Below are 20,689 nucleotides of genomic sequence, written 5' to 3' on the forward strand. Positions count from 1 at the left end.
ACAAGCGTTTTCAGCCGCATTCCCGATCAGTGTAGGTGGCATTGACCGTCACAGACTGCCCGAAAAAGCTATTTCGCCACTATTGCACTCGCGCCATGTCGGGCGCGGCGACGGCGTGCTGGTGCTGCGGTTCCTCGGCGTCGATGACCAGAGGTGTGAGCAACGGCTGCTGGCGCTCGGTTTCTTCCTGAAGGAACTCGATGATCCACTGCGCCGAGTGCTCATCCATGCGCAGGTTGGGCATCGGGATCTTGTCGAAGCGCTCGAACAGCTCCATGGCAATCGGGTCTTTTTCGGCCAGCATGCGGTCGGGCTCGCGGATCCAGCGGCTCAGCCAGGCCGGATCGCGCTGGCGGGTCACGCCGACCAGATCCGGACCGATGCTGCGCATGCCGATGCCCTGCCCGTCCAACGGGCCGAGGCTGTGGCACGACGCGCAACGGGTGCGGAACAATTCTTCGCCGTTGCTCGGCGGGCGAATCTCGGGCGCATTGGCGTAGCTTTCGCCCATGCTCGGTTGTTTCCAGTTATGCAAGGTATTGGCCAATTGGTCGGCCAGGATCCACGGGTTCTCGAAGGGCGAGGCTTTCATCCACCTACCGGTTTGCTGGTTGCCGACGATCAGGCTCAGGTTGTGGTCCTTGCTGCGGCCGTTGTCGACGCCTTCGATGAACAGCCCGAGTTTTTGCCGCAACTCGGTGACGTCGCCGAACTCGCCGGTGAGGAACTGCCAGCCCGGCCCGACCTGGAAGCGTTGCGCATAGGCCTTGAGTACCCCGGGGGTGTCGCTCAAGGGATCGATGCTGATGGAGTAGAAGAAGATGTCCTTGCCGACCCGGTCGCCGAGCAGTTTCTGCACCTGGCGCAGCCGCGCGGTTTCCAGCGGGCAGGAGTCGCTGCACGAGGTGAAGATAAAATTGATCACCACCACCTTGCCCTTGATCAGGTCATCGAAAAAATGCACCTGCCGACCGTCCTGGTCGGTCAGCAGGGTGTTGGGGAAATAGTCGCCACCCCACGGCGTGGTGGATTCGCCGGCTACCGGAACGGGTGTCGACGGTGTCTGGCTGGCGACCAGCAGCTGGCTGGCCAGCAGGCCCGTCACCAATATCAGCACCAGGTGCATGCCCAGGGCTTGCGTACGTGCGGTATCCATCACCAGCCGCCTCTAACGTATGAAGGGGGTGATGGGGCTAGTGCAAAGAGCCGGCCAAACTTGTAACTGTTTTATACAAAGGCATTAACATTCTATAAAACAATGGCTTATCGACATCACTTTGCCACGATGGGAATGGCGACTGGGGAATGGCACCCGCTAGCGGGGAAATTTCACACCCATTTTCAGGGGACGCGTTTGAACGTCAGGCTGACGCGGGTGCCCTCGCCCTCGCGGCTGTCCAGGGCCACCGTCCCGCCAAATCGTTCCATGATGCGCTTGACCAGCACCAGCCCGACACCGAGCCCGCCTTGCTTGGTAGTGAAAAACGGGCGGAACGCCATGCGCCGCTGCTCCTCGGTCATGCCTTTGCCGGTATCGCTCACCACCACGCGAACATTCTGGGCATCGATGGGCGCCATGGCGATGGTCAGGGTTCCGCCTTCGTCCATGGCCTCCAGGGCATTGGCCAGCAAACTGTTGAGGATCTGCGTCAGCTGCACCTGCTGGCTCAGCACCATCGGCGTGCCTATGGGTTCGAACAGCACATTGACCCGGGCCTTGACGATCTGTTGCTCGAACGCAGCGAGGCTGTCGTATAGCGCCGACACCAGGTTGACCGGCTCGACGTCGTCATTGAGTGGCCGCAGGGACTGCAGCAACTCCCGCACCCACTTCGACATGCGATCGACCTGGCCGATGATGTCGTTGATGTTCTTGTGCGCAGGGCCACTGTCGAACTCCAGTGCCAGCTCGGCGCTCGAGCGAATGGTCGCCAGGGGATTGCGCAGGCTGTGGGCAACGGCCGACGACATCTCGCCCAGGGCGACGAAGGTTTCGTTGGTGATCAGCTGCTTCTGTTGCGTCGCCAGCAGGTTCGCCGCCCGCCGCACGATCCAGTACAGCCCCAGGTAGATCAGGCCGCCGCCCAGGGCCGTGGCCAGCCATATCAGCACCAGGCCGCGTTCCATGCGGTTGATCAGGTCCTTGGGTTCCTTGTAGATCTCGACCATCGCCGTGACGTTCTTGCCTTCGGCATCGAACAGCGGAATGTAGTTTTCGATGAAGATGTATTCCGGCGGCGTGATGAACTTCTGTTCCATGCGAGCCTGGTCGACATCGTGATAGCTGGCCGACACGGGGGTCTTCGAGGCGAAGGCCTGGTCGAGGTCTTCGTCGGCGTGAATCGTGGTGCCCATCAGGGCCGGGTTGGTCGACCAGATGATCATGCGGTCGGGGGCGTAGATGTTGGCCAGGATCACATCCGGCAAATGTTCGATGTGATCGAGGAACTCGCCCCGGGCGTTGGCCCGGGCCAGCGGGTCGACGTCGGGAAATTCCCGGTCCTTGCGCGGGTCGAGCAGCTCGCCCATGGTCCGCACATTGGGAATCGACACATGGCGCACCTCGGCGGAGGCAATCGCCTGGATGAATTGCGAAGTCAGCAGGGCATCGCGCTGCACGCTTTCGGTTATCACGAATTTGGTCGACACCGAGCCCAGCGCCACCGCCACCGTGCCGATCACCGCCATGCTGATGAGCGAAAACCAGCGCAGCAGATTGAACGGCTGTTTGCGTGAGCTCAAGCGAATCTCGCCCTGGTCGGACGCCAGTGTCTTTGCAAGCATGGTCATGGACAGTGTTCCCGCAAAACCCCTATAGGTTTATAGCGCACTACTCGCCGTTTGCCCGTTCCCGGGTCCTGCCCCTCCCCCTATTCCCCACCACCCCCGCTGCCCCGATCTACCCCCAATGCTGGGGAAAGAGGCCCGCCCGGGCATTTGCCGTTCCATCCGCGAGCGCGTCGCAAACGCCTGTGTACCGGGCCTCGCACCGACATTTTCGACGGTTGGCATGGGAGTTGCCGAAGACCTCCCAACTGACCCATATCCAAGGGGCAGGTACTCTGATAGAGGGAATACTCATGCACCCTTTACTGTCCAAAAGCGCGATCGCCCTGATCGTGAGTGCGCTGGCCCAAGGTTCTGCCCAGGCCGCGTTGTTTGCTGTAGATCCTGGCCCTTACCTGCCAGCCACCGGTGGCTTCGCGTCCTGGTATCAGGACACGCATGGCCGAACCCTCGACTTATGCCTGTCAAAAGCTGTCAGTTCCAGGGTTCCAAGTGCACCCGGCGCGCCGACCTACATGTGCGTTTTGAATCCGGCTCCCGGCGTTTTCGACGACACGCAGCCCATCGTTTTCCCAAGCAACTTTCCCGATGAAACGTTCTGGTTTACCGGCGAGGGCTCAATCGTGGATGCAGCCCGGGGCATCGACCTGACTTTTGTCAGTGCCATCGAAGCCGCCTTCGCCGCGGAAGAGGTGAAAGAAGGCGACCAGGTCAGTTTTGGCCGAATCCGCATTCGGGTCGATGTGCCCACTGCCGGTGTCTACACCATCACCCACCCCTACGGCGTCGACATATTTGACGTTCCCGCAGGTGGAGACCGCGCGATCAACATGACTCGCGACATCGGCATCGGCTCGCCGAAAACCTACGACGGCGCGCTCAGAAGTGACATTGGTCCGTTCCTGCGCAGCGTCAACGGTCCCTACACCGAGATCAACCCGGTCACGGGTGCGCCCGATCAATTCATCGGCGATCCAAACCTGGCGGAGGCCTTCACCGGCAGCCCTTTCAATACCAACTACATCCGCATTGAAGGCCCTAATGGACTGGATTTGCGCACGACGGTGATGACCATTTCCGGCAAGTTGTCGACGGTGGTCCGCCCCACTCCGATCATTGCCGAGCGCAGCACGTACTCCCGTAAAGCCGGTGAAAGCGCACCGGTGGCGCAACAGGATGTGTTCGTGATGGCGCCACCGCCACCGGCCACCGTGACCCTGGACAGCAACAGCCCGGTGCTGAACCTGACCGAAGCCGACACCACCGGCCACTGGTACGCCCAGTCCGCCACCAACCCGACGTTACCGAGCACCCTTGTGGTAACCGCCGACAATCACCTGGCCATTCCCACCAGCACGCCGACCACGCTGTCCATGCCGCTGACCGACCTGGTGGTGATCTCACAGGCCCAGTACAGCCTGAGCAGCGGGCAGATCACTATCGTGGCCTCGACCAGCGATGAAACATCGCCACCGGTCCTTACCGCCACCTCCGGCACCGGGGTCGCCATCGGCTCTCTCAGTGGCGATGGTGCAGTGAAATCCCTGTCGACCGGCATCACGCCGATTCCACCGGCCAAGGTTCGAGTGACGTCATCCAATGGCGGCAGCGATACCGAAGAAGTGGTCGTCGTGCAATGAACGCACATATGCCCAGATCCTCATCAGGAGGCATCATGAACAAATTGCCACGCCTGGCGCTCAACGCCCTGGGACTGACTCTATCGTTGTCCGGCAGTGCATTCGCGCAACTCGCTGCCGTCGACCCCGGCCCCTACACCTTTGCCACGGGGAAATTCCCCATGTGGTATCAGGACAACAATCTGCTGTCGCTGGAACTGTGCCAGTCGCGGGCGACGAGTTCGCGGTCACCTGGCGCTCCCGGCGCGCCTGCCTACATGTGCATCCTGAATCCGGAACCCGGAGTTTATGACGACACCCTGCCGATGGTGTTCCCGGATAACTGGCCACCGGAAACCTTCTGGTACCTTGCCGAGACCAGCATCAACGATGTCGGCGGCTACGGCGTGGATGCCTACGTCGCCGGGATCGAAGCGGCATTCGCGTCCGAGAACCCTATCGACGGCGACCAGGCAAGTTTCGCGCGGATTCGTCTGCGGGTGAACGTGCCAGTGGCCGGTGTCTACACCATCACCCACCCGTACGGCGTGGAAACGGTCAACGTCACCGCACCGGGCCGTCGGGCAATCAACATCACCCGTGACATCGGCATCGGCGCACCGGGCAACTTCTCCGGTGCCCTCAACGGGGAGGTCGGGCCATTCCTGCGCAGCGTCAACGGACCGTACACCGAAGTGAACCCGGACACCGGCGCCATCGAGACTTTTGTCGGCGATCCGAACCTTACAGAGGCCGTCACCGGCAGCCCCAACAACACCAACTTCCTGCGTATCCAGGGTCCGGCCGGGACTATCCAGACCAACCTCTTCACCGTATCCGGCAAGGTCCTCGACAGCCGTGCGCAAACCCCGGCGGAAATTAGCCGCGCCACTTACCGCCGCACGTCTACAGGTCCGGGCACCAGCAGTACCCGGGTAGAAGTGTTCGGCAAATCGGTCAACGGATCGAGCCTGTGCTTCCGTGAAACCGTGGCCCTGGTTCCCGGCCCACCACAGACGCCGTGCCTGACCAGCATGCTCGGCGACAACACCGGTCTGTTCTTCGGCCATCGCCTGACGGGTACCACCGTGCCTCCGGTGGTGGTGCTCACTGCTACCGATCCGAGTGGCACCACCCGGCCGACGGCAGTATCGAGCAAAGTCTCCGACGTGGTGAAAGTCCAGACCGCGCGCTACAGCTGGGACAATCGCAGCCTGCTGATCGAAGCCACCTCGTCTGACGAAGTGGTGGTGCCGGACATGGTTGCCCAGGGCTACGGACGGCTGACCAAGTCCGGTACCCTGCAACGCCTGACCGTCGCCGACCTGTCCCAGCCACCGGCCACCGTGACCATCAAATCGGCTTCGGGCGGTAACGATACCGAGCCCGTGGTGGTCGTCGGTACGGCACCGGATACCGGTGAGAACCAGGCACCGGTGGGCGTTGCCGACAGCGGTAGCACCACCTTCGGCGTACCGATCACCCTCAACGTGCTGACCAACGACGACGACCCGGACGGCGACACCCCACTCACCATCACGGCATTGACTCAACCGGCCGCCGAGCAGGGCACCGTGGCGTTGAGCGGCACCACAGCTATCGTCTACACCCCGCCAGCGGTGGTCAATGCTCCACTGACCACGACCTTCACCTACAAGGCGCAAGACGCCAAAGGCCTGGCCGCGACCGCTGCGACGACCGTGACCATCACCGTGGCGCCTAACCAGCCTCCGGTGGCTGTCGCCGACGCCATTGCGACCCTGGGTGTGTCGATCCCGATCAACGTGCTGGCCAACGACACCGATCCGGAAGGCAACGTGCCGCTCGCCATCGCCAGCTTCACCCAACCACCGGCCACTCGCGGCTCGGTGACCAGCAACGGCACCGTCCTGACCTACAACCCTCCGGCCACGGTCACCACGGCGTTCACCACGACCTTCACCTACTTCGCCCGGGACAGCTTCGGCGCCCAGTCGACGACACCGGCCACGGTCACGGTGCAAGTCTCGCCACGGCCAGCCGCGGAAAACTTCGCGGTCACGGCAGCCACGGTGACGGCCCGTTCCAACAACCGCTTCAACTGGGACTTCTCGGGGACTTCATCGGTGACCACCGGCAACACCATCACCGTCCAGGTGACCACGCCGACCGGGCTGGTGACCCTGGGTAGCACCACGGTGCCACTGACCGGTCGCTGGAGGTTGACCGTCAGCAACTCGACCACGGTGATTCCGTCGGCGAACCCGACAGCCACCATCACCTCGTCCCAAGGCACTGTGCGCACGGTGCAGGTGATCTCGAACTGAGCCCTCGCCCCATCGGCCAGAGTGGTTGATGGGGCAAGCCTCTAACCAAAGGACAACGCCATGAAAACGCCGACCGCCGCCCTGCTCTGCCTGCTTCTGCTCTGCAGCGGCGCGGGCGTGCGTGCCGACGACTTGATGGAGAACGACGACCTGGCGCCCGGCGCCGACCTCGGCGAGCTGCCACCCCCGGTCGGCCAGCAAGCCCTGATCGACCAGAACGGCCAGGCCAACGTCGCGCTGTTGCAACAGAACGGCCAGTCGCTGCTCGGCCAGATCGTGCAGTCGGGCAGCAATCAGGAAGCCTACATCCTGCAGCAAGGCAGCGACCTGATGGCATTGATCAACCAGCAAGGCTCCGGCAACGCCGCGTCCATTACCCAAACCGGCAGCCACAACCGCGCGCAGATATCCCAGAACGGCAACAACAACGACGCGAGCATTGTCCAGGCCGGCACGGGTCAGCAAAGCGCTGTGACCCAGGCAGGAAATGGAATGAGCGTATCGGTCACCCAGTATCGCTAAAGCACTGCACCACCTGGAGGTTTCATCATGTTCAAATTGACGCCCCTCACCGCCGCCATCCTGGTCATCGTCAGTGCTCAAGCATTGGCCGACGACAGCGTGTCGACCCAAAACCAGTTCGGTGACACCAACATCGCCGATGTGAAGCAGATTTCGGCACCGTTCAGCACCGCCACCCAGAACCAGTCGGGTGCGGGCAACGATGCGGCCGCCGTGCAGGACACCGCCACCAGCACCATCGAGCAGAACCAGAGCGGCAACTACAACGCCGGCTACGCCGAGCAACTGTTCGAGAACAACAGCACCATCATCCAGAACCAGGCCGGTGCCACCAACACCAGCCATGCCAGCCAGTCGATCGGGTTCGGCGGTGGCCAGATCCTGCAGCAACAGGAAGGCACCGGTAACTTCTCGTTCATCTACCAGGACAGCCAGGAAAACTCTTCCGGCACAACCTACCAGTATGGGGGCAGCAACGAAGCCAACATCGAACAGATCCAGCTGGGCACAGCCAACAACGCGGTGATCATCCAGTACGGCACCGCCAACTACGCCACCGCCGAACAGATCAACCACATGAATGGCCAGATCGACATCAATCAGTCCGGCGGCACCAACTATGCCTACGGTGACCAGCGCTACGGCGAAGGCGGCAACCTGACCATCAACCAGTATGGCGACGGTAACGGCAGTGAAGTCTGGCAGGACACCCAGGTCGCCAGCAGAACCACCATCGACCAGAACGGCCAGACCAACGAAACCATCGTCGACCAGAGCTTCGGCGACAACAACGTGGCCCAGGTGATCCAGGTTGGCGACCTCAACGCGATCTATGCCGACCAGTTCGAGTCCTTGGGCTCGACCGTGACGCTCAATCAACAGGGCGTCGGCAACATCCACTTCACCTACCAGACCGGCACCGGCCAAGTGCTCAATGCCACTTCCACAGGCAACGACAACAAGGTCTACGCCAGCAACTGGAAAGGGCCGGTCACGCAAATGGGCGGCCAGTTCGGCAGCAACCAGCGCGCCACCGTCAACCAGAACGGCAACGGCAACGTCGCCAACTTCACCCAGAAAAACACCGGCCACATCATGACCACCAACCAGGCCGGTACCGGCAACAAGACCACGGTCAGCCAGGCCGATACCTACAACGAGCTGTACTTCGACCAGAACGGCACCGACAACATCCTCATCGCCGACCAGCGCGGCACCAACAACCTGACCCAGGGCAGCAGCACCGGCACCAACAACACCACCAACATCGACCAGGAAGGCACCGGCAACCAGGCGTTCACCACACAGCTGTATGGCGAAGACAACATGATCACCATCAAGCAGGCGGACACCATGAACGTGGCGTATGTGACCCAGGGGGGGACTGGCAACATTACCAGCGTGAACCAGAGCGGGATGACACAGACGGCGAATGTGCAGCAGTTTGGTACGGCTAACAGTGCGACTGTGATGCAGAAGTAATTGCATGGGGTGAAAGAGCCGCGGCCCTTGAGGGAGGGTCGCGGTTTTTTTACGCCTGCAGATATGCGCTCAAACCTTCAATTTTGGGACGACACAACCCTGTATCTACCGTGGTTTCGTGCGCGACATATACCTTGTAGGAGCCGGCTTGTCGGCGAAGGCGGCCTTGAGTCTGGTGCTGCTCTATCGGGCCTCTTCGCTGGCAAGCCAGCTCCTACAAAAACGTGCCTCTACCATGGTTTCGTGCGCGACATATACCGTGTAGGAGCCGGCTTGCCGGCGAAGGCGGCCTTGAGTCTGGTGCTGCTCTATCGGGCCGCTTCGCTGGCAAGCCAGCTCCTACAAAAATGTGCATCTGCCGTGGTTTCGTGCGCGACATATACCTTGCCGGCGAAGGCGGCCTTGAGTCTGGTGCTGCTCTATCGGGCCGCTTCGCTGGCAAGCCAGCTCCTACAAAAATGTGTGTCTACCGTGGTTTCGTGCGCGACATATACCTTGTAGGAGCCGGCTTGCCGGCGAAGGCGGCCTTGAGTCTGGTGCGAGTCTATCGGGCCTCTTCGCTGGCAAGCCAGCTCCTACAAAAATGTGCCTCTGCCGTGGTTTCGAGCGCGACATACACCTTGTAGGAGCCGGCTTGCCGGCGAAGGCGGCCTTGAGTCTGGTGCCAGTCTTTCGGGCCTCTTCGCTGGCAAGCCAGCTCCTACAAAAATGTGCCTCTGCCGTGGTTTCGTGCGCGACATATACCTTGTAGGAGCCGGCTTGCCGGCGAAGGCGGCCTTGAGTCTGGTGCGAGTCTTTCGGGCCTCTTCGCTGGCAAGCCAGCTCCTACAAAAACGTGCCTCAGCCGTGGTTTCGTGCACGACATATACCTTGTAGGAGCCGGCTTGCCGGCGAAGGCGGCCTTGAGTCTGGTGCGAGTCTTTCGGGCCTCTTCGCTGGCAAGCCAGCTCCTACAAAAACGTGCCTCTACCATGGTTTCGTGCGCGATATATACCTTGCCGGCGAAGGCGGCCTTGAGTCTGGTGCGAGTCTTTCGGGCCTCTTCGCTGGCAAGCCAGCTCCTACAAAAATGTGCATCTGCCGTGGTTTCGTGCGCGACATATACCTTGTAGGAGCCGGCTTGCCGGCGAAGGCGGCCTTGAGTCTGGTGCTGCTCTATCGGGCCGCTTCGCTGGCAAGCCAGCTCCTACAAAAACGTGCCTCTACCATGGTTTCGTGCGCGATATATACCTTGTAGGAGCCGGCTTGCCGGCGAAGGCGGCCTTGAGGCTGGTGCAAGTCTTTCGGGCCTCTTCGCTGGCAAGCCAGCTCCTACAAAAATGTGCATCTGCCGTGGTTTCGTGCGCGATATATACCTTGCCGGCAAAGGCGGCCTTGAGTCTGGTGCTGCTCTATGGGGCCTCTTCGCTGGCAAGCCAGCTCCTACAAAAACGTGCCTCTACCATGGTTTCGTGCGCGACATATACCTTGTAGGAGCCGGCTTGCTGGCGAAGGCGGCCTTGAGTCTGGTGCGAGTCTATCGGGCCGCTTCGCTGGCAAGCCAGCTCCTGCAAAAAATGTGCATCTGCCGTGGTTTCGTGCGCGACATATACCTTGTGGGAGCCGGCTTGCCGGCGAAGGCGGCCTTGAGTCTGGTGCGAGTCTTTCGGGCCTCTTCGCTGGCAAGCCAGCTCCTACAAAAATGTGCCTCTACCATGGTTTCGTGCGCGACATATACCTTGTGGGAGCCGGCTTGCCGGCGAAGGCAGCCTTGAGTCTGGTGCTGCTCTATCGGGCCGCTTCGCTGGCAAGCCAGCTCCTACAAAAATGTGCATCTGCCGTGGTTTCGTGCGCGACATATACCTTGCCGGCGAAGGCGGCCTTGAGCCTGGTGCTGCTCTATCGGGCCTCTTCGCTGGCAAGCCAGCTCCTACAAAAACGTGCCTCTACCATGGTTTCGTGCGCGACATATACCTTGTAGGAGCCGGCTTGCCGGCGAAGGCGGCCTTGAGTCTGGTGCGAGTCTTTCGGGCCGCTTCGCTGGCAAGCCAGCTCCTACAGGGGAATGCGTTCGCTTGGGATCAGGAATGGATATGTACTCGGTCAATAAATAATAGGTCGGCGGTCAGGACGCCATCGTCGGAACGCCGCCCGCAGCAAGCCGGCTCCTTCAGTAGATCGGGGACAGCCGCGGACGATTGGTCGGCTATAAGGCCGCCTTCGCGAGCAAGCCCGCTCCCACAGTTGGGATCGGGTACCGCCGCGAGAGACGGGTCGGCTGTAACGCCGTCATCGCTGCGATGCGGCGACCGGACAAGCCAGCTCCTACAAGGCCGCCCTCGGTTCACTCGTCCTCTCCCTCACCTTCAGGTACAACACGATTCTGCGTCAGGTAGCGATCCAGCGTCTCGTTCTGCGCAGGTTGGGAGTTATCCCCCGCCACCTGCCACAAATGCCGCTCGATCCCCTGCGCCAGCATATGCCCCACCGCCGCCTCGATCGCCGACAACACGCACAACTGCGCCGGTTCGTTGGTGGTGTAGCCCACCTCGGCCTCGAGCAGTTTCTTGAATTCGATGAACTTGAATACCCCGGCACTGCGGGCCACGGAGTAGATGGTCTTGCTGGTCATGACGTTGGACAGCACCTGGCCGCTGCGCACGTCCACCGCCCGCAGGTTCACCGTGACCTGGTCGACACGATACTCACGGGCAATGTCGATGCCCAGGTAGCGCGCCCCTTCCCCGCCGCTGCGTACGTTGGTGTCGTAGGCGATGATCCCGCCTTCGAGCATCATGTTCGCCGCTTGCAGCGGTGGCAGTTCCGCCTGGATGTTCACCGGGGTGTTGGGTTTCTTTTGCGAGGCGCGGATGATCTTGCGTTCGGTCAACAGGTTCTGCAGCCCTTCACGCTCGAGCACCACGAACCAGCCGCTGGCCTGCAAGGCGTCCATCAGCATGCTCGCCGCGCCCTGGGTGACGCTGGTGGAGAACGAGCTGGCCGGGGTTGGCTTGTATTGCCCGGTCTGGTCGCGGAAGCCGTAGACCACCGCCATCAAGCGGCCCTTGGGTCGTGGCATGTTGATCAAGTCATAATAAGTCGAGGCCCTTGGGGTCAGGGTCGGGGTTTGCGAGTCCTGTTCGGCCGACATCGGCTCGCGCAGACTGCACCCCTGTAATGCCGCCAACATCAGCCCCAGCGCAATTATTTTTTTCATGTCCTTAACTCCCCATAAACCCGCATCCCCTCAAGGGGCTAGGCCATTCACCTGGATTTCCGAAACTTCGCCCGTGGCCCGGTCGGTGACGTTGATCGTCAGCGCACCGGAGTCGTCGACCACGTCGACGATGAAAGCGTCCGTGGACAGGCTCCCCGTGTTGCCGGTGGAGATGTTGTCCAGCAGTTGCCCGAGCAAACGCGATTGCAACTGGGCGCTGAAGCGCTCCAGGGCCGAGGTCCCGGCCACCGAGGTGCGATCCTTCAAGTCGGGATCGTCGTAGTCGTTCTGCGCCTGGGCATTGTTGAGCAGCCAGGTGCCGTTCAACGGGTTGCCGCCGAACGATGGGTTGACGGGCGTGTAGACCAGTTCCGTGCCCTGGGCCAGGGCGCAGGCGCCCAGGCCGAGCAAGCATCCACCGGCGCGCTGCAAAAACGTTTTCGCTTTCATAGTTCGTCCCTCTCAAGGTCCGTGGTGTCCTGCAACAAGGCTTCCAGCTTGCGCTGGACAATCTGCCCGCGTACCCAGTCGGCGGCGGCATAGGCCTCGTCCTTGAGCTCCACGGTGTTCGGCGGCAGGAAGCGCCGGTAAACCAGTCGTTGTTGAAATTCCACGGTCACCAGGCTGCCCCAGCGAGCCGAAGGTCGTTCGCGTACCACCAGGTTGAAATCCATCGGGCTGGTGGCGCGCAGGCGTTCACTGAACGAGTAGTAAAATTCGTGGCCGATGTGCGAGATCGTGTCGTCGACGATAAAGCCGAGCATTTCGTCCTCTTCACCGGCCCAGGTCACAGAGGTGCTCAACACCAGGATCAAGGCCAGGCAGAAGCGCTTCATGGCTGCACCGCCTGGGACGCTGCGGACTGGCCTTTGGCCGGGCCCGAGGCGCCGTCGAGGAAGGCTTTCTCGGCCACGAACTGCCAGTCCTTGTAGCTGGCCATGCCGTTGAAGTCCGACCACTGGCTGGGAAAATCCGCCTGCTTCAGGGGCTTGTCCGTGGACGGGCTGCTGATGCCGGTAATGCGTCCGTCGAAGCCGCGCATCAGGAACCATTCGCCGCCGCCAATCGGGTCCGGGTACAGCTGGCGGATATGGTGCTTGGCGCCGGGAAAACGCTCGTCCTGCACCAGGTCGGCGAGTTCCCTGGGGTACTGGGCCAGGCCTGGCGAACTGCGGTAATAGCTGCGCAGTGCCTGGGCGTACTGGGTGCCAACCCACAGCAACTGGCGTTCACGGTCGCGGCGCGAGGCGGTGGACCACAGCTCGCCGGCACTGGCCAGGCCCATGCCCATCACCATGATCAGGAACAGCACACCCAGGTAGGTGAAGCCGTCTTGCCCTGCAGGCTTACCACTCGGAATAAAGGCTGCCATCACGGGCCCTCCCTGTGGCACCACTCTTGATATCGGCGACACCGCCGGCCACGCCATCAGGCGGTGCAACCATGACCCAGGCGTCCTTGCGTTCGGTGATCGGGTCCATCGGCGGATTGCGCAGGTAACGCTGTTCAACCAGCTGTTCGAGGGAGTCGGGATAACGTCCGGTGTCACCGTAGTAGTGATCCAGGGCTTCGCGCATCGCCGACAGGCTCTGGCGCAGGGTGGTCTCCCTGGAGGCCTCCAGGCTGTTGAAATAGCGTGGCAAGGCGATGGTCATCAGGGTCGCGATGATTGCCATGACCACCATCAGTTCCAGCAGGGTAAAACCTTTTTCCCGACGCATATGCTCACCACTCCCGGTAGGCGATGCCGTTGAGCCCTTTGCCGCGGGCCTTGGAGTAAACGTCAAAGACGTCCTCGCCCTCCCGCGGGTTCTGAGCCGTACTGTCGTAGGAGCGCACGCCCCAGCCACCTTCGTCGTCGCGCTTGACCGGTGCCAGCGGGTCATGGGGCACGCGCCGCAGGAAGTAGAACTTGGCGCCCTTGGCGCTGCGCACATCGCGCACGCCTTCCACCAGCACCTGCAGGTTCGGCGGGTAGCCGCTGCTGTTGAGCGACTTCTCGATGTAACCGGCGTCGAACGCGCGCTTGTAGGCGTCGATGGCATCGCGGATCTGGTACAGCGCGGTGCGCAGTTCCTGCTCTTTGCCCCGGCGCACCACGGTCTCCGTCAGCGGCGCGGCCATGCCGGCCAGCAGGCCGATCAACGACAGCGTCACCACGACTTCGATCAGGGTAAAACCGCGTTGCGAGGCGTTCATGATCAAGGCTTCCCGACGGTAACGGTGGTCGCGATCGGTGCGCTCATGCCATTGGTCTTGACCTCTTCGACTTCGACCTTCGAACGATCCGGCGCCTGGATGTGCATGCTGGTTTCGGTGCCGGTGGTGAACTCCATGTCCGACGGGCTCTGGTACGGCAGGTTGCGCACGATCCGCGGGGTGATCGACAGCACCAGCTCGGATTTGCTGACGTCGTCCTTGTTGCTGCCGAACAACCGCCCCAGGCCAGGAATGTCGCCAAGGCCGGGAATCTTGTTGCCGGTGCTGCCATGGTCGTTGCGCATCAGGCCGGCGAGGATCTGGGTTTCGCCGTCATGCAGGCGCAGGGTGGTCTGCGCGTTGCGGGTATCGACCTGGACCGGAATCGTGCCCTGGCGGGTCGGCTCCAGGGGCGTGGCGTTACTCACTTCCAGGGCCACCTTGATCGCCACTTCGTTGTTCAGGTGCACGGTGGGCTGCACTTCCAGTTTCAGACCGACATCGAGGTAAGTCACGCTTTCGGTGATCACCGGTCCCTGGGTCGACGGCACCGACGTGGCGCTGATGATCGGCACGCGCTGGCCGATGTGGATGCGCGCCTGCTCGCGGTTGCTGACGCGGATGACCGGGCTGGCCAGGGTGTTGATGTCCTTGTCCTGGGCGTTGATCTTGGCCTGTGGCGACGGCTGGATGGTGATCCGGCTGGAGTTGATGCCCTTGAGCTGATCGAGCAGGGTCACCGCCGAACCATCGCTGTTGACCACGCCGAAGGTGTTCGGCCATTGCAGGCCAAGGTCGAGGATGCGCTGGGTGGCGACTTCCATCACTTCCACTTCCAGCACCACTTCGGGGTTGGACTGATCCTGGGATTGCAGGAGTTTTTCCGCCATGCGCACGGCGTCGCCGGTGTCGCGCATGGTCAGGGTATTGAGGCGTTCGTCGACGAACACGTCGCGGGTCTTGAGCATGGTCTTGACCATGTTCAGCGCGGTGTTGGCATCGATGCTGGTCAGGTAGAAGGTGCGCATCACCAGTTCCTGGTAATCCTTGAGCTTCTGCGGCGAATCCGGGTAGATCAGCAGGGTGTTTTCGTTCACCACTTTCTGGTGCAGCTGGTTCTGTTGCAGCAGCAGTTCCACGGCGTCTTCGATGCGCACGTCACGCACGAAGATGGTGGCTTTCATGTCCGGGCGCAGGTCCTTGTCGAAGATGAAGTTCAAGCCGGCGACCTGGGACAGCACTTCGAAGATGGTCTTGAGGTTGGCGTCGCGAAATTCCAGGGTCACCGGTTTGTCCAGGCGGGTGCGCAATTGCGGATAGGCCACCACGTTGCGGCTCTGCACCAGGCGGATATTGCTCTGCAGTTCCAGGGCGCCTTCGTTGTTCGGGTCCAGTTCGAGAATCTGTTTGACCTGACGCTCGGCGCCGTAGATGTCGCCGCGGCGCAGGTCGCCGCGGGCCAGTTCGAGTTTCTCGTCGAGGCTGCGCATGTGTTCGAGTTGGCGCATGGCGTCCTGGGCGCGGCGGTTGTTCGGTTCGATGGTCAACACCCGGCCGTAGGCCATGCGGGCCGACGCGAAATCACGCTGGGTGCGGTCCATGTCGGCCTGGGTCAGCAGTGCCGTGATCGCCCGGGCACGGGAGCTGTTGAGGGCGATGTGCAGTTCGGTGTCGCGAGGGTTTTCCCGCAAGCCCTCCTCGATCCTGGCCAGGCCGGCTTCGTACTGCCCCTGCTCCATCAACTCGGAGGCTTCTTCCTTGGCGACCTGCGCCGAGCTGCACGCAGCCAGCCCGGCACAGAGACAGAGGCTCATCAGCAAACGGGATTTGTTCATTGCGCGCTCCCCACAGACAACGTCTGGGACAAATGCAGAGGCAAATAGACCAGGCTCAGTTCCAGATCGGAAATCCCCTCGATCTTCCATGTTTCGTCGATCACATCCCCTTTACGCACGACGTAGATCTTCTCGCCGTTTTGCAAAAACACTTGCAGGTCGGTGCGGTCATCGATTCGCCCGATGAACTGGAAAGGCATCGGCGGTGCAGTGGGGACCTGCACCACCGGCGCGACGTTGACCGGTTTTTCGGTGACGCTGGCCAGGGTTGGCGCGGCCTTCCAGCTGCGCGCGGCGAACAGGTCGCCCGCCGGGCTCAGGTCCTTGATCGCCACGGGCGCAGCGGAGGCTTGCGCCGCTGGCAACGCGCTACGGTTCTTGCCTTTGGCCGGCGTGGCCACGGCGGCCACGGCAAGGTCGCTGTCGTCGGCCGGCTTGAAGTAGTCGGGCAACCAGGTCAGCGCCGCGGCCACGCCGAGGAACGCCACCCAACCCATAGTGCGTTTGCTGTTCATCATGACCTCGACAGGTAAAGGGTCATGCGGATCCGCCCATTGAGGTCGGTGTCGGCGATCTTCTTGCGTTGCAACTCCAGGTCTTCCACCACCACCGCCGGCAACTGGCCGAGCAAGGCGTGCATGAAGCGCCGCAGTTGCGGGTAGCTGCCCCGCACCGGCAACAGGATCTGGTAACGGGCCAGGTGGGTCTTGGGATCGATGCCCAGGGAGTACTCGCCCCGGGACAGGGTGATGCGTTCCTGGGCGGCCAGCGCATAGATCTTGTCGATGGCGACGGTAGCCTGGGGCTGGGTCGGCAACTTGCTGCGGAAATCATCGAGCTGACGTTGCGGTACCACCGGTGCGGCGACCGAACCCTCTTCGACTTTGGCCAGGTATTCGCGGGCTTCGCGGGTCTGCTGGCTCAGCTGCTGCAATGACTGCCAGTCCGGCCACAGGCCGAACAGCCCATAGGTCAACGCCACTACCAGCATGGCCAGCCCCGCCAGGCCAGGCACGCCCAGGCTTTGCAGGTATTCGTGGACGATCAATCTAGGGATTTGCATCGCCAATCTCCCAGGTAGCCGACAAGTTGAATTGCACCGGGTGTTCCGGCACGTTGGCGACGATTTCGTGGCTGAGCAACGACACGTCGGAGAGCTCGTCGCTGGCTTCGAGGCGGCGGTGGAAGTCGAGCATGGCGTCCAGGTCGCGCGCCTCGGCGCTGATCCGCACCTGGCCCTTGCGGGCATCCGGGGTCAGGGTGAGCAAGGCAACGTTGTCCCGGGGCATGGCTTCCAGGGTGGCGAACAGACGCTCCCAAGGGCGGCGCAACTGCTGCGAGACCTTGCGCATCTCGGCCAGGTTCTGCGCCTGCTCGCGGGTTTCGGCCGGGGTCAGGCTGACCTTGCCGCCGGTGTCGCCGGTGAGCACCCGTTGGGTGGTTTGCAGGTGACCTTGCTGTTGTTCGGCCTCACCGCTGAGGTGTTGCGCAAACACGATGCAGGTCAGCGCCAGCACCACGCCACCGGCCAGCAGGCTCCAGCCCAGGGGGCTCGAGCGGCGGCGTGGCTGAAAGTCGAGCATCAGCGGGCGCATGTCAGGCCACCGTCCGGGACATGACGTACAGGCAATCGCGTACGCAGGTCCGGCCTTCTTCGAGGGTGCGCAGGTGCACACCGGGCACTTCAGGATGGGAGTCGATGCGTGCCGGTGCGTGCAGGTAGACGTTCAGCGGCCGTTCGCTGGCAGAGGCCTGCAATTGGCATTCGCGTCCGACCAGTGCGCTCAGTGCGGCATCGCTGTCGCTGCTGCCGACCGAACGCACCGCTGTCCAGCGGCCTTCGCGGGCCAGCAGCAAGACGCTGCGCACCGGCTCGGCGACCACGAACAGGAAGTCGCCGGCGTCGAAGCTTTTGTCGAAGTGATTGAACGCCGCCATCAGGTACGGTTGCACCGAGCGCAGGCGCAGGCCACGGCCGCTGACCAGGGTACGCAGGCGTTCGAGCAGGTCTTGCGGCAGCGCGGTGGCGATCCGGTCGTAACCGGCAGGCTCGGCCGACAGCACCAGGTCCCAGGGTTGGTTCGCGGCGCCGTAGAGGTCTTCCAGGCACAGCTGGGCAAACCCCTGCAGCTCGGCGGGGCTGCTGATCTGCTCGCTCCAGGGCACCAGGCAGAACCGGCTGAAGTGGCCGGAGACCACCACGGTCAACTCGGCACCGGCGCGGGCATGTTCGCCCAGCAGGCGGTCGAGGGTTTCCAGGGCGACCGCCCAGGCCATGAACCCTTCATCGATGAAGCCGACGCTGCCCAGCCACAGGGTGTCGTCACCTTGACGCTGACCGAGGCCGACACCGCTGGCGCCGAGCACGGCGACATAACGCTCACGAGATAAAAGTGACACGATTGATCTCCTCGAGAGTGGTCCGGCCTTGTTGCACCAGTTCCAGCGCCGACTCGCGCAGCAGGCGCAAGCCACGTTTGCAGGCGTGTGCCTTGATTTTCGAAATCGGTTGGCGCTCGACGATCATCTGCCGCAGCTCGTCGTCCAGGTGCAGCAGCTCGGCAATCGCGCTGCGGCCGCGGTAGCCGGTGCCACGACAATGACCGCAGCCCTTGCCGTGGACGAACTGGTAGTGGCCGACCTGTTGCGGGTCCAGGCCCGAGCTTGAAAGCTCTTCTTCGCTCGGCGTGTACGGCGTGCTGCAAGCGCTGCACACCAGGCGGATCAGGCGCTGGGCCAATACCGCATTGAGCGCGGAAACCAGGCTGTAGGGGTCGATCTCCATCTGGGTGAAGCGTCCGATCACGTCGAACACGTTGTTGGCGTGGATGGTGGTGAACACCAGGTGCCCCGTGAGCGCCGACTGCACCGCGATCTGCGCGGTGTCGGGGTCGCGGATCTCGCCGACCATGATCTTGTCCGGGTCGTGGCGCAGGATCGAGCGCAGGCCGCGGGCAAAAGTCAGGCCTTTCTTTTCGTTGACCGGGATTTGCAGCACGCCCGGCAGCTGGTATTCGACCGGGTCTTCGATGGTGATGATCTTGTCCACGCCGTGGTTGATCTCGGTGATCATCGCGTACAGCGTGGTGGTCTTGCCGCTGCCGGTGGGGCCGGTGACCAGCACCATGCCGTAGGGTTCGGCGGCCAGGCGGCGCAGTTGGCGCAGGGTTTCCTCTTCAAAGCCCAGGGCCTGCAACTGCACGCCGCAGACCTTGTCGGCCAGGTCCTGCTTGTCGAGCACCCGCAGCACCGCGTCCTCGCCGAAAATGCTCGGCATGATCGACACCCGGAAGTCGATCTGGCGGCCGCTGATGCCGATCTTGAAACGCCCGTCCTGGGGCACGCGTTTTTCGCCGATGTCCAGTTCGGCCATGACCTTGACCCGGGAAATCACCTGCTCGGCGAACTCGTTGCCCTGGATCTTGCTGATGTTGTTGAGCACGCCATCGATGCGGTACTTGATCACCAGGCCGCTGCCGGTGGTGCCCAGGTGGATATCGCTGGCGTGCATCTTCAGCGCGTCGTAGAGGGTCGAGTTGACCAGCTTGACCACCACGCTGGAGTCTTCGCTGATGCTGGTCAGGGACAGGCTTTGCAGGGTGTCGATCTCGGTATTGCCGTCGGCCTGGGCGTTGAGCGACTCCACCGCGTGGAAGCTCTCTTCGTGGCGCGCCAGGTAGGCTTTCAGGTCGTCGGCATGCACCAGGTACAGCGGCGCGCCGTGCAGGCAGTCGTCGATCCAGGCAAGGCGTGCAGTGTCGAAGGGGTCGGCAAACACGCCAATGACCGCGTCGGCGTGACGCAGCAGGATGAATTCGCGCTTGAGGCATTGGGCCAGGGTGACCCGGTCGAATACCGGGGTCGATTGAAACAGGCTGTCGGTGTCGAGCACCGGGTAGTGAAGGGTTGCGCCCAGGCACTGGATAAAGGGCATGGGGGCCAGTTCGCAGAGCACCCCGAGGGCTTCGAGCATCCGCTCGCCGGTACTGCCGGCCCGGGAACGGGCCTGGGCCAGTTGCTCACTGGAAAAACGAGTCGGTACAGAGTCCAGCGGTGGCACATCGACGACAAGGGATAGACGGTCCATGGCTTGCTCTCCAACACCCGGGGCTTAGAGCCCTGTCGGCGCGGCGAGCAATTGCGGCATGTGCCGGAACCTCTTGTCGCGCCATTACTCCCCGGTGAGCAATTGTTCGTCGTCTGGCGCTGTGGAGGCCGAGGTACTTCGTCGGCGATCTGCTAGCACCCAACTACCGTCGTACAACTGCAGCGGGAAACTCTCGGTCCTGCTCTGGCGTCGTTCGACAAAGCCTTCGGAACTGCTCACCGCCGCGTTGGGTTCGCGCTGTCGCCCCAGAAGATCAAGCACTGCACGCGCCAGTTCCGCCATCGGAAAGGGTTTGAACAGGATATGGCTGACTTCCAGTTGCCGGGCCCTTTCGCAAACCTCTGCGGTGGGGTGCCCCGTGATCAGCACAAAATGACACTTCCTGTTCTGGCGGACGGCATCGAGCACCTCAAAGCCTTCCATATCGGGCAAGCGGTAATCGAACACCATCACATCGGGTGCGAAGTCGCCGGCTTCAGCGATTCCTTGCGCACCGTCGTGAGCAATCCGGACTTCCAACCCTTGCGCCTGCAGGTAACCCTGGAGGTTTTCTGCAAGAAGTTGTTCGTCTTCAACAACCAGTACTTTGTTTAACAAGGTGGACTCCTTGAACCCCAGGTCCGAGTACCGAACCT

General features: G+C 62.3%; 19 protein-coding genes. 4 read left to right on the forward strand and 15 right to left on the reverse strand.

Features of this window, described 5'->3' with window-relative positions:
* Positions 1 to 79 precede the first annotated feature (79 nt).
* Both ACM6I6_RS02285 and ACM6I6_RS02290 read right to left on the reverse strand, forming a co-directional pair.
* The gene (locus ACM6I6_RS02285) at positions 80 to 1,156 is read right to left on the reverse strand and encodes an SCO family protein (protein ID WP_414919308.1); all 1,077 of its coding nucleotides are present in this window, start codon (positions 1,154 to 1,156) and stop codon (positions 80 to 82) included.
* A 185-nt stretch (positions 1,157 to 1,341) separates the two neighbouring features.
* On the reverse strand, positions 1,342 to 2,790 hold the full coding sequence (locus tag ACM6I6_RS02290) for a HAMP domain-containing sensor histidine kinase (protein WP_323628037.1): 1,449 nt from the start codon (positions 2,788 to 2,790) through the stop codon (positions 1,342 to 1,344).
* Positions 2,791 to 3,080: 290 nt separating this feature from the next.
* Here ACM6I6_RS02290 and ACM6I6_RS02295 point away from each other — a divergent pair, with 290 nt between their 5' ends.
* From ACM6I6_RS02295 to ACM6I6_RS02310, 4 genes are read left to right on the forward strand one after another with little or no spacing between them, the layout of a single operon-like run.
* Positions 3,081 to 4,427 (forward strand): hypothetical protein, encoded by a 1,347-nt coding sequence (locus ACM6I6_RS02295; RefSeq protein ID WP_414919309.1) that lies wholly within the window; start codon positions 3,081 to 3,083, stop codon positions 4,425 to 4,427.
* Between the two features lie 35 nt (positions 4,428 to 4,462).
* The gene (locus tag ACM6I6_RS02300) at positions 4,463 to 6,712 is read left to right on the forward strand and encodes an Ig-like domain-containing protein (protein WP_414919310.1); all 2,250 of its coding nucleotides are present in this window, start codon (positions 4,463 to 4,465) and stop codon (positions 6,710 to 6,712) included.
* Between the two features lie 60 nt (positions 6,713 to 6,772).
* Positions 6,773 to 7,234, forward strand: a complete 462-nt coding sequence (locus tag ACM6I6_RS02305; RefSeq protein WP_323609469.1) for a curlin — start codon at positions 6,773 to 6,775, stop codon at positions 7,232 to 7,234.
* Between the two features lie 27 nt (positions 7,235 to 7,261).
* Positions 7,262 to 8,716: a curlin gene (locus tag ACM6I6_RS02310; protein WP_414919311.1), complete on the forward strand. Its 1,455-nt coding sequence runs from the start codon at positions 7,262 to 7,264 to the stop codon at positions 8,714 to 8,716.
* 2,323 nt (positions 8,717 to 11,039) lie between these two features.
* On the opposite strand, the gene ACM6I6_RS02315 is transcribed toward ACM6I6_RS02310, so the two are convergent.
* The 13 genes from ACM6I6_RS02315 to ACM6I6_RS02375 all read right to left on the reverse strand — a co-directional run bounded on the left by ACM6I6_RS02315 (position 11,040) and on the right by ACM6I6_RS02375 (position 20,651).
* Positions 11,040 to 11,912: a CsgG/HfaB family protein gene (locus ACM6I6_RS02315; protein ID WP_414919312.1), complete on the reverse strand. Its 873-nt coding sequence runs from the start codon at positions 11,910 to 11,912 to the stop codon at positions 11,040 to 11,042.
* 30 nt (positions 11,913 to 11,942) lie between these two features.
* Positions 11,943 to 12,362 (reverse strand): curli assembly protein CsgF, encoded by a 420-nt coding sequence (locus tag ACM6I6_RS02320; protein ID WP_274076679.1) that lies wholly within the window; start codon positions 12,360 to 12,362, stop codon positions 11,943 to 11,945.
* On the reverse strand, positions 12,359 to 12,748 hold the full coding sequence (gene csgE, locus ACM6I6_RS02325) for a curli production assembly/transport protein CsgE (RefSeq protein ID WP_274076678.1): 390 nt from the start codon (positions 12,746 to 12,748) through the stop codon (positions 12,359 to 12,361). Before csgE ends, ACM6I6_RS02320 begins: the two co-directional genes overlap by 4 nt.
* Entirely contained in the window at positions 12,745 to 13,284 is a 540-nt protein-coding gene (locus ACM6I6_RS02330; RefSeq protein WP_323608251.1) for a type II secretion system protein, read from the reverse strand. Before ACM6I6_RS02330 ends, csgE begins: the two co-directional genes overlap by 4 nt.
* Positions 13,259 to 13,633 carry a type II secretion system protein gene (locus ACM6I6_RS02335; protein ID WP_323608250.1) on the reverse strand — a complete coding sequence of 125 codons (375 nt, stop codon included), beginning with the start codon at positions 13,631 to 13,633 and terminating at the stop codon, positions 13,259 to 13,261. Before ACM6I6_RS02335 ends, ACM6I6_RS02330 begins: the two co-directional genes overlap by 26 nt.
* 4 nt (positions 13,634 to 13,637) lie before the next feature.
* A complete protein-coding gene (locus ACM6I6_RS02340; RefSeq protein ID WP_046815448.1) occupies positions 13,638 to 14,111 on the reverse strand; it encodes a type II secretion system protein in 474 nt (157 codons plus the stop codon).
* Between the two features lie 2 nt (positions 14,112 to 14,113).
* A complete protein-coding gene (locus ACM6I6_RS02345) occupies positions 14,114 to 15,946 on the reverse strand; it encodes a secretin N-terminal domain-containing protein (RefSeq protein ID WP_274076674.1) in 1,833 nt (610 codons plus the stop codon).
* Positions 15,943 to 16,461, reverse strand: a complete 519-nt coding sequence (locus ACM6I6_RS02350; RefSeq protein ID WP_414919313.1) for a hypothetical protein — start codon at positions 16,459 to 16,461, stop codon at positions 15,943 to 15,945. The genes ACM6I6_RS02345 and ACM6I6_RS02350 overlap by 4 nt, the downstream gene beginning before the upstream one ends.
* Entirely contained in the window at positions 16,461 to 17,009 is a 549-nt protein-coding gene (locus ACM6I6_RS02355) for a GspMb/PilO family protein (protein WP_414919314.1), read from the reverse strand. The genes ACM6I6_RS02350 and ACM6I6_RS02355 overlap by 1 nt, the downstream gene beginning before the upstream one ends.
* Positions 16,996 to 17,541: a PilN domain-containing protein gene (locus ACM6I6_RS02360; protein WP_274076671.1), complete on the reverse strand. Its 546-nt coding sequence runs from the start codon at positions 17,539 to 17,541 to the stop codon at positions 16,996 to 16,998. The genes ACM6I6_RS02355 and ACM6I6_RS02360 overlap by 14 nt, the downstream gene beginning before the upstream one ends.
* 1 nt (position 17,542) lies before the next feature.
* Positions 17,543 to 18,346 (reverse strand): hypothetical protein, encoded by an 804-nt coding sequence (locus ACM6I6_RS02365; RefSeq protein WP_414919315.1) that lies wholly within the window; start codon positions 18,344 to 18,346, stop codon positions 17,543 to 17,545.
* On the reverse strand, positions 18,327 to 20,033 hold the full coding sequence (locus tag ACM6I6_RS02370; protein ID WP_274076669.1) for a GspE/PulE family protein: 1,707 nt from the start codon (positions 20,031 to 20,033) through the stop codon (positions 18,327 to 18,329). The genes ACM6I6_RS02365 and ACM6I6_RS02370 overlap by 20 nt, the downstream gene beginning before the upstream one ends.
* 84 nt (positions 20,034 to 20,117) lie before the next feature.
* Positions 20,118 to 20,651: a response regulator gene (locus ACM6I6_RS02375; RefSeq protein WP_274076668.1), complete on the reverse strand. Its 534-nt coding sequence runs from the start codon at positions 20,649 to 20,651 to the stop codon at positions 20,118 to 20,120.
* Between the last annotated feature and the right edge of the window lie 38 nt (positions 20,652 to 20,689).

Source organism: Pseudomonas sp. IT-P218 (genome assembly GCF_949767605.1).
In the GTDB taxonomy this organism is placed as follows: domain Bacteria; phylum Pseudomonadota; class Gammaproteobacteria; order Pseudomonadales; family Pseudomonadaceae; genus Aquipseudomonas; species Aquipseudomonas putida_AE.